9 protein-coding genes are annotated in these 11,200 nt (G+C 68.6%); 3 read left to right on the top strand and 6 right to left on the bottom strand.

Annotation, left to right across the window (positions count from 1 at the left end; translation table 11 throughout):
- From OXS31_RS05170 to OXS31_RS05145, 6 genes are all read right to left on the bottom strand, one after another.
- On the bottom strand, nucleotides 1-654 hold a 654-nt coding region (locus tag OXS31_RS05170), incomplete at its 3' end, for a hypothetical protein (protein WP_267398220.1).
- A 296-nt stretch (nucleotides 655-950) separates the two neighbouring features.
- A complete protein-coding gene (locus OXS31_RS05165; protein ID WP_267398218.1) occupies nucleotides 951-2,288 on the bottom strand; it encodes a sigma-54 dependent transcriptional regulator in 1,338 nt (445 codons plus the stop codon).
- The gene (locus OXS31_RS05160; protein WP_044341429.1) at nucleotides 2,273-3,718 is read right to left on the bottom strand and encodes an ATP-binding protein; all 1,446 of its coding nucleotides are present in this window, start codon (nucleotides 3,716-3,718) and stop codon (nucleotides 2,273-2,275) included. The genes OXS31_RS05165 and OXS31_RS05160 overlap by 16 nt, the downstream gene beginning before the upstream one ends.
- A 72-nt stretch (nucleotides 3,719-3,790) precedes the next feature.
- Nucleotides 3,791-4,942 carry a mandelate racemase/muconate lactonizing enzyme family protein gene (locus OXS31_RS05155; RefSeq protein ID WP_169854007.1) on the bottom strand — a complete coding sequence of 384 codons (1,152 nt, stop codon included), beginning with the start codon at nucleotides 4,940-4,942 and terminating at the stop codon, nucleotides 3,791-3,793.
- Nucleotides 4,943-4,966: 24 nt separating this feature from the next.
- Nucleotides 4,967-6,325, bottom strand: coding sequence for an MFS transporter (locus tag OXS31_RS05150; RefSeq protein WP_267398214.1), 1,359 nt, complete (start codon nucleotides 6,323-6,325; stop codon nucleotides 4,967-4,969).
- 87 nt (nucleotides 6,326-6,412) lie between these two features.
- Nucleotides 6,413-7,447: a LacI family DNA-binding transcriptional regulator gene (locus OXS31_RS05145; RefSeq protein ID WP_042136235.1), complete on the bottom strand. Its 1,035-nt coding sequence runs from the start codon at nucleotides 7,445-7,447 to the stop codon at nucleotides 6,413-6,415.
- Nucleotides 7,448-7,591: 144 nt separating this feature from the next.
- On the opposite strand from OXS31_RS05145, the gene OXS31_RS05140 reads away from it, so the two are divergent.
- From OXS31_RS05140 to betT, 3 genes are all read left to right on the top strand, one after another.
- Nucleotides 7,592-8,191, top strand: coding sequence for a LysE family transporter (locus OXS31_RS05140; protein ID WP_044341430.1), 600 nt, complete (start codon nucleotides 7,592-7,594; stop codon nucleotides 8,189-8,191).
- A 17-nt stretch (nucleotides 8,192-8,208) separates the two neighbouring features.
- Complete coding sequence (locus tag OXS31_RS05135) at nucleotides 8,209-9,066, top strand: AraC family transcriptional regulator (protein ID WP_150338242.1); 858 nt, start codon at nucleotides 8,209-8,211, stop codon at nucleotides 9,064-9,066.
- Between the two features lie 120 nt (nucleotides 9,067-9,186).
- The gene (gene betT, locus OXS31_RS05130) at nucleotides 9,187-11,160 is read left to right on the top strand and encodes a choline BCCT transporter BetT (RefSeq protein ID WP_267398211.1); all 1,974 of its coding nucleotides are present in this window, start codon (nucleotides 9,187-9,189) and stop codon (nucleotides 11,158-11,160) included.
- The last annotated feature ends 40 nt before the right edge of the window (nucleotides 11,161-11,200 follow it).

Raw genomic sequence — 11,200 nt, 5'->3', positions numbered from 1 at the left:
CGAGTTGGCATCGGCGCCGAGGGCGCTGACCCGGAAGGCACGGCCCTGGGCATTGGCCACCAGCTCGCCGCGGACGGCTACGGTCTGACCGGGCTTGAGCAGCGCTTGCAGGCGCAGGGCTTCATGGGGCGGCAGGCGCAGGGCGGTACCGTCCTGCAGCAGGGCGCCGTTCACGTCGCCACGGGGACCGTGCAGCAACTGGACGATCTGGCCCTGGAGGCTGTCGCCATCGCGCTCGGTGCCCGGTGCCGGGGGGGCCGGCGGACGGCGACCGGCCACGCGATCGGGGCCTTCGTCGGTGACCGTCTTGCCGGTCTGGACGTTGGTCAGGGACACCGCCTGGACCAGCGGCAGGCTGGCGGCGCGCAGACCGGCGACGTTGATGCTGTCACCCGGCTTGAAGGTGGCGGCCAGTTGCTCGGACAGGTGCGGCGGGGTGTTGACCTCGGTGCCGTCGGCCAGGATCAGGCCGTCGATATCGCCGCGGGGATTGAGCAGGAACTGCTTGAGCTGGCCCTGCTGGGTAGGGATCTGGGCGCTGGCCGCGGTGGTGGAGGCGGTGCTGCCGGCGGGTGCGGTTTGTGCCAGGACGAGGCCGCTGACGGACAGCAGGGCGAAGGTCCCGATCACGAGGGTTTGGGTCTTGGTAGGCATGGATGACTCCTGCGGTGGTTGACGATCAGGATATTGCAGGGCCTGTGCCAACTTTTATTTTCTATAAAAATCAATACCTTGCGATTTATGGAGACCGTCCGAGCCAGGCATTGCGTCCGGCTGGCGGACATACCTGTCGGCAAAGCGGACAGCCTAAGAGCCTGTCCAAAGTCTGCTGCGCGTCGGCCAAACGGCGTTGAAAATGGCTTCGGAATGCTCATTTACCACTCGTAAACTCCGCTTCCTCAGTCATTTTCGCCTTGTTTGTCTCTAGCTCGCGAGACTTTGAATAGGCTCTAAGCGGGACTGTCGTCTGCGCCGACACCCAGGCCCAGCCGACTCAGCTTGGTGTAGAGCAGCTGGCGATGGATGCCCAGGCGGCGGGCCGCTTCGGCGCGATTGCCGCCGCTGCGCTGCAGGGCGCGCTCGATCAGCAGGCGTTCCAGGCGCGCGGTGGCTTCGGCCAGGGTCTCCTCCGGCCAGCTGGCGTCGATGGCCACCTCATCCGGGGTCTCGCCCTGCAGAAAGGCCAGGTCGGCGGCGACGATGCGTTCGCCCTTGGCCAGGGTCGCGGCGCGCTGGATGGCATTGCGCAATTCGCGCACGTTGCCCGGCCAGGGGTGGCGCAGGAGCAGGGCGGCGGCATCGTCCGCCAGGACGCGGCCGCTGGGGGCGAGGAAGTGTTCGGCCAGCGGCAGGATGTCGGCCCGCCGCTCGCGCAGCGCCGGCAGGTGGATGGGTACCACGTGCAGGCGATAGAAGAGGTCCTCGCGGAAGTCGCCGCTGGCGACCCGCTGGGCCAGGTCGCGGTGGGTGGCCGCTACCAGACGCACGTCCAGGCGCACCGGCGCGCCGCCCACCGGCGTCACCTCGCGTTCCTGCAGGGCGCGCAGGATCTTGGCCTGCATCGGCAGCGGCATGTCGCCGATCTCGTCGAGAAAGAGGGTGCCGCCCTGGGCTTCGCGAAAGGCACCGAGGCGATTGGCGGTGGCCCCGCTGAAGGCGCCGCGCACATGGCCGAAGAGTTCGCTTTCCAGCAGATCCGGCGGTATGGCCGCGCAATTGACCGCCACGAAGGGCGCCCCGCGTCTCTTGCCATGCTCGTGGATGGCGCGGGCCACCAGTTCCTTGCCGGTGCCGGTCTCGCCGGTGACCAGCACCGTGGCCTCGCTGTCCACCAGGCGGCCGATGGTCTTCTGCACCTGGCGCAGGGCGTCGCTGCCGCCCACCAGGGTATGGCCCTCGACCGTGGCCGGTGGCGCACTGGCCGGACCGCGCTGGGCGGTCATGCCAGCCAGTACCCGGATCAGCTCGTCACGGCCGATGGGCTTGGTGAGGTGATCGAAGGCGCCCAGGCGCATGGCCTCGATGGTGTTGCCGGCACTGGCGAAGGCGGTCAGCACCGTGACCGCCGGTGGTTCGGGGAGGGCGCGGATGCGCGCCAGCACCTCCAGGCCATCCAGCCCGGGCATGCGCAGGTCGAGCAGCACGGCGTCCACCGCCTCCTGCGTCAGGAGCCGCAAGCCCGCTTCGCCCCCGTCGGCCTGCAGCACCCGGTAGCCCTGGTCCGCGGCGGTTTCCGCCAGGGCGTCGCGCAGACCGGCGTCGTCATCGATGATCAGCAGGGTTGGCATGGCAGGAGGATCTCGAAGCGCGTGGGAAGGGAGGGATCGATCAGCCGCGCCTCGCCACCGTGGGCGCGGGCGGTCTCGCGGACCAGGGCCAGGCCCAGGCCGGTGCCCTCCGGGCGACCGGTGACGAAGGGCTCGAAGAGCTGGGCGCGCAACTCGGCAGGCGGCCCCTGGCCTTCGTCTTCCACCGCCAGCACCAGCCAGTCGCCGCGCCGGCTGGCATCGAGACGGATTTCGCTGTCTGCCGGGGCGGCCTGGAGGGCGTTGAGCAGCAGGTTGTCCAGGGCGCGGGCCAGGGCGTCGCGATCGAACCAGCCCTCATCGACGGCCACCCGGGCGGTCAGGCGGATGCCGCGCTGGACGGCCTGGTCTTCGTGACCGGCCAGCACCTCGCGGCAAAAGGCCGGCAGCGCGATGACAGTGGGTTGCAGGTGCAGCGGCTGGGTGAGGTCGAGCAGGCGGCGCAACAGGCGGTCCAGCCGGGTGACCTGGGTGAGGATGGCGTCCAGCGCCTTCCGCTGCCGGCCGCTGTCGCCGGCCAGGGCGTTCTCGGCCTTGAGGCGCATGGCGGCCAGGGGGTTGCGGATCTCGTGGGCGACCCCGGCGGCCACCCGACCGAGGGCGGCCAGCCGTTCACTGGCGTGGACCTGGGTGGTCAGTCGCTGGGCCTCGTCCCGGGCCTGGGTCAGGCGCTGCCCGGCCTGGTTGAGCGCCGCCAGCACCCGGTCCAGCTCGCGTTCGCCAGTCAGGGCGAGGGTGGGCAGGTCGTGGCTGGCATTGGCGCCCAGATCGCGCTCGACCCGCGCGACATGGCGCGACCACTGCCAGGTGAGTCGGCCGAGCAGCAGGGTGGCGGCGAGCATGGCCAGCAGCAGCAGGCCCAGGCCCAGTTTCAGCTGGCGCTGCCCGCTGCCCTCGGCGAAGGTCAGGCGGGTCAGGGTCCAGGCGGCGAGATCGGCAATGGGCCCGGACAGCGGGCAGGCGGCCACCAGCACCGTGGCGCCGTCCGCGCTGAAGCTGTCGCTCAGGCTGCGTGCCTCGGCCAGGGTCGCGGCGGAGAGATCGGCCAGGTGCTGGCGTTCGGCGGCGGTCAGGGGGAAGGGACTGGCATCGGCCAGCAGTCCCGCCTGTTCCTGCCAGAGGCCGCCGGCCATGCCGCGATAGCGCAGCAGGGCGACACTGGCCACGCCCCCGAGACTGCGCTGCAGCGCCGGGTCGGCGAGGCCCGCGGTAGGGCCGGACCAGCCATTGCTGTAGAAGCGATAGCTGCTGGCGATGGCCTGGCAGGCCTGCTCGGCTTCCACCGTGGCCTGGCCGAGCTGGGCGCTTTCCGACTGGCGCAAGAGCAGGATCATCAGCCAGCCGACCCCGACGGCCATGCCGCCGAGCATCAGCAGCAGGGCAATCAGACGACTGCGCAGCGATCCGAACATGGGCTTTCTCTTCCAGGCCTTGGCCTGGATAGAGTGCCACACCCGTGTGGAGTTCGCGGCGCAGAGCGGGTGTCAGCCGCGCCGGCCGAATTCGGCTTCCTGCGCGGTCCAGCCGGCGACCCTGTCGCTAAGCGACAGCCCCAGGCCCGGGCGGGTCGGCACCAGCATCCGCCCGTCACGGGTTTCCAGGCGTTCGTTGAACAGCGGCTCCAGCCATTCGAAGTGTTCCACCCAGGGCTCGGTGGGGTAGGTGGCGGCCAGGTGCACATGCAATTCCATGGCGAAGTGCGGCGCCAGCATCACGCCGGCCTGCTCGGCCAGCGCAGCCACCTTGAGGAAGGGCGTGATACCGCCCACCCTTGGCGCGTCGGGCATCAGGAAGTCGGCACCGCGCAGACGAATGAATTCCTGGTGTTCGGCAATGCTGGTGAGCATCTCGCCGGTGGCGATGGGGGTATCGAAGGCCGCGGCCAGGGCGGCGTGGCCCTCGGCGTCGTAGCAGTCCAGCGGTTCCTCGATCCAGATCAGGTTGAATTCCTCGAAGCGCCGGCACATCCGCTGGGCGGTGGGTCGGTCCCATTGCTGGTTGGCGTCGACCATCAGCGGGAAGCTGTCGCCCAGGTGGCGGCGCACGCGGGCGACGCGCTCAAGGTCCAGGGCGCAGTCGGGCTGGCCGACCTTGAGCTTGATGCCGCCGATGCCTTTTTCCCGGGAAAGATCGGTGTTCACCAGCAACTGCTCCAGTGGCGTGTGCAGGAAGCCGCCGGAGGTGTTGTAGCAACGCACCGAGTCGCGCTGGGCGCCCAGCAGGCGCGCCAGGGAAAGGTTGGCGCGACGGGCCTTGAGGTCCCAGAGGGCCACGTCGAAGGCGCCGATGGCCTGGGTGGCGAGGCCGCTGCGACCCACCGAGGCGCCGGCCCAGCAGAGCTTGGTCCAAAGTTTCTGGATGTCGCTGGGATTCTCGTCGAGCAGCACCGGGGCGATTTCCCGGGCGTGGGCGAACTGGCCCGGGCCACCGGCGCGCTTGGAATAGCTGAAGCCCAGGCCACGCTGGCCGTCGCGGGTCTCGATCTCGACGAAGAGGATGGCGATCTCGGTCATCGGCTTCTGCCGGCCGGTGAGCACCTTGGCGTCGCTGATGGGGGTGGCCAGCGGCAGGAACACGGAAGCCAGACGGACCCAGGCGATGCGGTCCTGGTCGGCGCTGTAGGAGGTGTCGGTCATGGGGAAAGTCTCCGGGGTGAGGGATCAGGGGCGGGTGGCAGGCAGGGCGGTGTCTGTGGTGGCGGATGGCTCGTCGTTGAGCTCGCCCAGGTCCAGGCGCTTGAGCGGGCCGACGATGACCAGGTAGGAGAAGGCGCCGAGCAGGCCCATGGCGGCGACGTAGGTGAGGGCGACGTCGAAGGAGCCGAGCTGGTTGATCATCAGGCCGATGGCCAGCGGGGTGACGATGCTGGCGATGTTGCCGCAGAAGTTGAAGATGGCCCCGCTCACGCCCATGGCGCGCTTAGGCGAGACGTCGCCGACGATGCACCAGCCGAGGTTGCCCACGCCCTTGGCGAAGAAGGCGATGGACATCACCAGGGTGACCAGGGCGATGGACTGGGTGTAGTTGGCCACCACGATGCTGCTGGAGAGCAGCAGGCCGACGATGATCGGCGTCTTGCGCGCGGCGGTGAGGCTGTAGCCGCGGCGCAGCATGCCGTCCGACCAGAGTCCGCCGAGAACGCCGCCCAGGCAGCCGGCCACCGGCGGGATGGCGGCGATCAGGCCGACCTTGAGCATTGTCAGGCCCTTGGCCTCGACCAGGTAGGTGGGAAACCAGGTGAGGAAGAACCAGGTGATGGTGATCAGGCAGAACTGCCCCAGGTAGATGCCCAGCATCATGCGATTGCCGCTGATGGCCTTGAAGGTGCGCCAGCTGAAGGGCGCCCGGGTGTCGCCCAGGTCGGGCAGACCGCCGCCGGCCTCGATGTGGTCCAGCTCGCTCTGGCTGACCCTTTTGTCGTGCCGGGGCTCCTGCACGGTGGCGAACCACAGCAGGCCGATGAGGATGCCGGCGCCGCCCGTCCAGAAGAATACGTGCTCCCAGCCGAATTGGTTGAGCAGGATCACCATCAGCGGCGTGAACACCGCCAGGGCGAAATACTGCGCCGACTGGAAGATGGCGGTGGCCAGGCCGCGCTCCTGGCGCGGGAACCACATCACCGTGAGGCGATTGTTGGCCGGAAAGGCCGGCGACTCCGCCACCCCCATCAGAAAGCGCAGCACGAACAGAGCCAGTAGTGCCGAGGAGAAGAATTCGACGTAGCCCTGCAGGAAGGTCAGCGCCGACCAGAGAATCAGGCTGGCGCCCAGCACCAGGCGCGAGCCGAAGCGATCGAGCACGATGCCGCCGGGAATCTGCATGGCGGTATAGGCCCAGCCAAAGGCCGAGAAGGCAAGACCCATGGCCACGGCGTCGAAGCCGAGGTCGTGACGCATGGCCGGTGCGGCGATGGAGAGGGTGGCGCGGTCGACGTAGTTGAATACCGTGACCAGGAAAATCATCGCCAGGACCAGATAGCGGACGTGGGTCCGCCGCGACGGAGCGGTGGGGTTGCGCATTGTTATTGTCCTTTTCAGCGGGCAAAGCCGGCGGCGAGGCCGGCACCTGCAGGAGGACGCTAAGCTGATTACGCAATCATTCAAGCGTCAGCGCGTGCTCTCGCGCATGACCAGTTCGAAGCCGGTATCCCGTCGCAGCCGTGTCTCCGCGCCTGCCAGCCGGGCGAGCAGGGCCTCCGCGGCCTGGGTGCCCATCTCGGCGCCGCGCACGTCCACGGTGCTCAGCGCCGGGATCAGATGGGCGGCGCTGGCCAGGTTGCCGAAGCCCATCACGGCCAGCTCCTCCGGGACCCGCAGGCCGCGCGCATGGGCTTCGGCCAACGCCCCGTGGGCGAGGGTATCGGAGCTGCAGACCACCACCTCGGGGCAGGCGCCAACGTCGAGCAGGCGGGCTAGGCCCTGGCGACCCAGTGCCGGGGTGGCCGGCGGTGGCAGGCTGACATCGGCTGGCGCGGCCAGGCCCTGGATGGCCAGTTCGTCGCGTAAGGCATCGCGGCGCAGCCGTCCGCGGGGATCGTCCAGGGTCAGGCTGGCGAAGTGGCGATAGCCGCGCGCCAACAGCGCCCGGGCGACGGCCTGGCCTACCGCGACATGGGAAAAGCCCACCAGCATGTCGAGCGGCCGCTCGCCCTGGTCCCAGCACTCCACCAGCGGAATGCCGGCCTGGGACAGGCGTAGTCGGCTGGCGGCCGTGTGCAGGGTGCCGGTCAGCACCATGGCATCGGGGCGGCGGCGCAACAGGGCATCAAGCAGCTGCTCCTCGCGTTCGGTGGAATAGTCGGTCAGGCCCAGCAGGGTCTGGTGGCCGGCCTCGGTCAGGGTCTGCATGAGCGCCTGCACGGTGTCGGCGAAGATGGAATTGACGATGGTGGGCACCAGGATGGCGATCAGCCGACTCTCCTGGGGCGCGCTGCCAGTGGTGAGCATGGCCGGCTGGTAGCCGCTCTCGCGCACCGCGCGAAAGACTTTCTCACGCAATGCCGGGCGGACGATCTCCGGCTGGTTGAGGGTGCGCGAGACCGTGATCGGCGAGACCCCAGCCAGGCGCGCCACGTCCTTGAGGGTCGGCGGCTTGCCATCGGGGCGGCCAGGCCAGGGCGAGGTGTTGCGATCACCGGACAAGAGCGACTCCGCGACAGGAGAGGAAAGCCTGATTCTGCCGAGTCATACGATGACTCTCAAGGCAGACCAGCCACAGACGTACAAGCCAGACCCCGGGCGCGCTGGCTAGCCTGGGCTTCCTTCTCGAAGCCTGGCAGGTGCCCCTTGGAAATCGTCCTCTATGCCTTCAGCGTCATCTACAGCCCTGGCCCGGTAAACGCCCTGGGCCTCAATGCCGGTCTGCGCGGCCAGGCCCGCCGAGCGCTAGGGTTCTATGCCGGGGTGGGCTGCGCCATGCTGGTGCTCTTTCTGGCGCTGGGCTATGCCGGGGCGGTCGTGGTCTCGGGGGCGCTGCTGCCATGGCTGGCGCTCCTCGGCGGTGGCTATTGCCTGTACCTCGGCTATCGCATCGCCCGGGCCGCGCCGCCGACGGCGGAGGGGGAGGGCGCCGCCACGCGGCTGACCTTTGCCAGCGGCCTGCTGATCCAGGGCCTCAATCCCAAGGCGTGGCTGGCGGTGCTGCCCATCGCCACGGTGATGTTTCCGGCGGCCCAGGTGACCGGGGGCAAGATCGCCCTCTGGTCGCTGCCCCTGGCGCTGTCGGCCTGCGGCGCCCCGGCGAGCTACGCCTTGCTCGGGGCGCTGCTCGGGCGCTACCTGGTGCGGGGACGCGGCTTTCGCGCGGTGAATCGGCTGCTGGGCCTGAGTCTGGTTGGCTGCGCCCTGCTGTTGTTCCACGACGCCTGGCGCGGTCTGCTAGGCTGAGCGCCGGAGGAGTCGCCATGAGCAGCCAGATCGAATTGCCCGGTGCCACGGATTGGGTGAGGCACGCCCCAGCCCATGCCGAGCTGGAGTCCATCGAGGCCTTCTTCAGTGGCCATGCCTTCGACCCCCATCGCCATGCCACCTATGCCATCGGCCGTACCCTGGCCGGTGTGCAGAGCTTTTCCTATCGCGGCGCCCGGACCAACAGCCTGCCCGGCGAGACCATGATCCTGCATCCGGACGAGGTCCATGACGGGCGTGCCGGCGCTGCCGATGGCTTTCGCTATCGCATGGTCTATCTGCCGCCGACCCTGGTGCAGGACATCCTGGGTGGACGGCCCTTGCCCTTCCACCGGGAGGGCGTTTCCCTTGACCCGCGCCTGGCACAGGCCACCGAGGCGGTGTTCGCCGCCCTCGACGCGCAATCCGATGTCCTAGCTCGCGACGACGCCCTCTATGGCCTGGTCGCGACCCTGGCCGAGGTCTGCCAGGCCTGGCCCAGTCGCGGACGGGTGGACTTCGCCGCCGCGCTGCGTGCGCGGGAATACCTGGAGGATCATCTGGACCAGGCGGTCACCCTCGACGACCTGGCCCGTTGCGCCGGTCGGGATCGCTGGAGTCTGACCCGGGATTTCCGTGCCTACTTCGGCACCAGTCCCCATCGCTACCTGACCTTGCGCCGTCTCGACCAGGTACGGCTGCAGGTGCGCCTCGGTCGGGGGCTGGCCGAGGCGGCCGTTGCCGCCGGCTTCTATGACCAGAGTCATATGACGAAACATTTCCGCCAGACCTTCGGCGTGGCGCCGGCGCGCTGGTTTCGCGGGCTGGCGGGAGCACCCGGCGCCACTGTGCTGGCTGGCGTATCCGACCCTTAGCGCCCCAGCGATTGGTGCGGTAGCACACAGCGGCATGCGCCGTTCCCGCAGCGTCGCCAGCGAAACGATCACGGGCGAGGGCAGTCAACCTGTGCGCACTTCATGAACAGGAGCCCTTTTATGACCGGCCAGGGAGAATCCGCCGCTCGTCCCACCTTCAGTCCTCCGGTCTTCTGGACCTCGACCCTGCTGCTACTCGTGCTGGTGCTCTATGCCAGCCTGTTCCAGGCCAACGCCCAGTGGCTGTTCGCCGCCATCCAGGGCTGGATCATCACCAACCTCAGCTGGTTCTACATCCTCGCCGTGGCCATCATCCTGGGCACCGTGGTGTTTCTCGGCATGAGTCGCTATGGCGACATCAAGCTCGGCCCGGACCACAGCGAGCCGGACTACGCCAACACCACCTGGTTCGCCATGCTGTTTTCCGCCGGCATGGGCATCGGCCTGATGTTCTTTGGCGTCGCCGAGCCGGTGATGCACTTTCTCAACCCGCCCTATGCCGATGGCCAGACGGTGGACGCCGCGCGCCAGGCGATGCGCATCACCTTCTTCCACTGGGGCCTGCACGCCTGGTCGATCTATGCCATCGTCGCCCTGATCCTGGCCTACTTCAGCTATCGCCACGGCCTGCCGCTGACCCTGAGATCGGCGCTCTATCCGCTGATCGGCGAGCGCATCCATGGCCCCATCGGCCATGCCGTGGACATCTTCGCCATCATCGGCACGGTGCTGGGCGTCGCCACCTCCCTGGGCTTCGGCGTCTCGCAGATCAACACCGGGCTCAACGTGCTGTTCGGCGTGCCGGTGTCCACCCCGGTGCAGATCGGCCTGATCGTCGTCACCACGGCGCTGGCCACCCTCTCGGTGGTCTCGGGGCTGGACAAGGGCGTCCGGCGGCTGTCGGAGCTCAATCTGGGCCTGGCGGTGCTGCTGATGCTGACCGTGGTCATCCTCGGCCCCACGGTGCTGATCCTGCAGACCTTCGTCGAGAACACCGGGGGCTATCTCAGCGAGATCGTCAGCCGCACCCTCAACCTCAACGCCTATCGACCCACCGACTGGATCGGCGGCTGGACGCTGTTCTACTGGGGCTGGTGGCTGGCCTGGTCGCCCTTCGTCGGGCTGTTCATCGCGCGCATCTCGCGCGGGCGGACCATCCGCGAATTCGTCTCCGGTGTGCTGCTGGTGCCGGCCGGCTTCACCCTGCTGTGGATGACGGTGTTCGGCAACACGGCGATCCACATGATCCTCACCGAGGGCATCACCGATCTGGCCGCCGCGGTATCCCAGGACAGCTCCCTGGCGCTGTTCGCCTTCCTCGAGCACTTCCCCTTCGCCAGCGTGATCTCGCTGATCGCCATCGTCATGGTGGTGGTGTTCTTTGTCACCTCCGCCGATTCCGGCGCCATGGTGGTGGACATGCTGGCCTCCGGCGGTCAGGACCAGACGCCGGTCTGGCAGCGCGTCTTCTGGGGCGCCAGCATGGGGCTGGTGGCCATCGCGCTGCTGCTGGCCGATGGTCTCAAGGCCCTGCAGACCGCCACCATCGCCAGTGCCCTGCCGTTCACCCTCGCCCTGCTGTTCAGCATGCATGGCCTGCTCAAGGCCCTGAAGCTGGACGCCACCAAGCGCGGCCTGCGCCATCAGTCGCTGAATCTCACCCCGCCCACCAGCCGTACGCCGGGCGGCTGGCAGCGCCGCCTGCGCGGCCTGGCGATGTTTCCGCGGCGCAGCCACGTGGTGCGCTTCATCGGCGAGGTGGCCAAGCCGGCTTGCCTGGCGGTGGCCGAGGAATGGCGCAAGCAGGGCTATGTCTGTGGCGTGGAAGACCGCGAGGATGGCGGGGTGCGGCTGTATGTCGGTCCGGCCGAGCAGCCCGAGTTCGTCTACCAGGTCAGACCCCACGCCTACGCCATGCCCAGTTTCGTCATGGGCAGCGAGCCGGGGGAGGAGCGCAAGTACTTCCGCGCCCAGGTTTATCTGCGCGAGGGGGGCCAGGACCATGACGTCATGGGCTGGTCCCGCGAGGACGTCATCGGCGACATCCTCGACCAGTACGAGCGTCACATGCATTTTCTGCATCTAGTGGGCTAGACGAAAAAGCCGGGCACAGTGCCCGGCTTTTTCATGTTGC

This window comes from Pseudomonas sp. GM_Psu_1 (assembly GCF_026544185.1).
GTDB classification, from domain to species: domain Bacteria; phylum Pseudomonadota; class Gammaproteobacteria; order Pseudomonadales; family Pseudomonadaceae; genus Chryseomonas; species Chryseomonas oryzihabitans.
The sequence above is the reverse complement of the archived record's forward strand: the minus strand, read 5'-3'. Positions and strand labels throughout refer to the sequence as shown.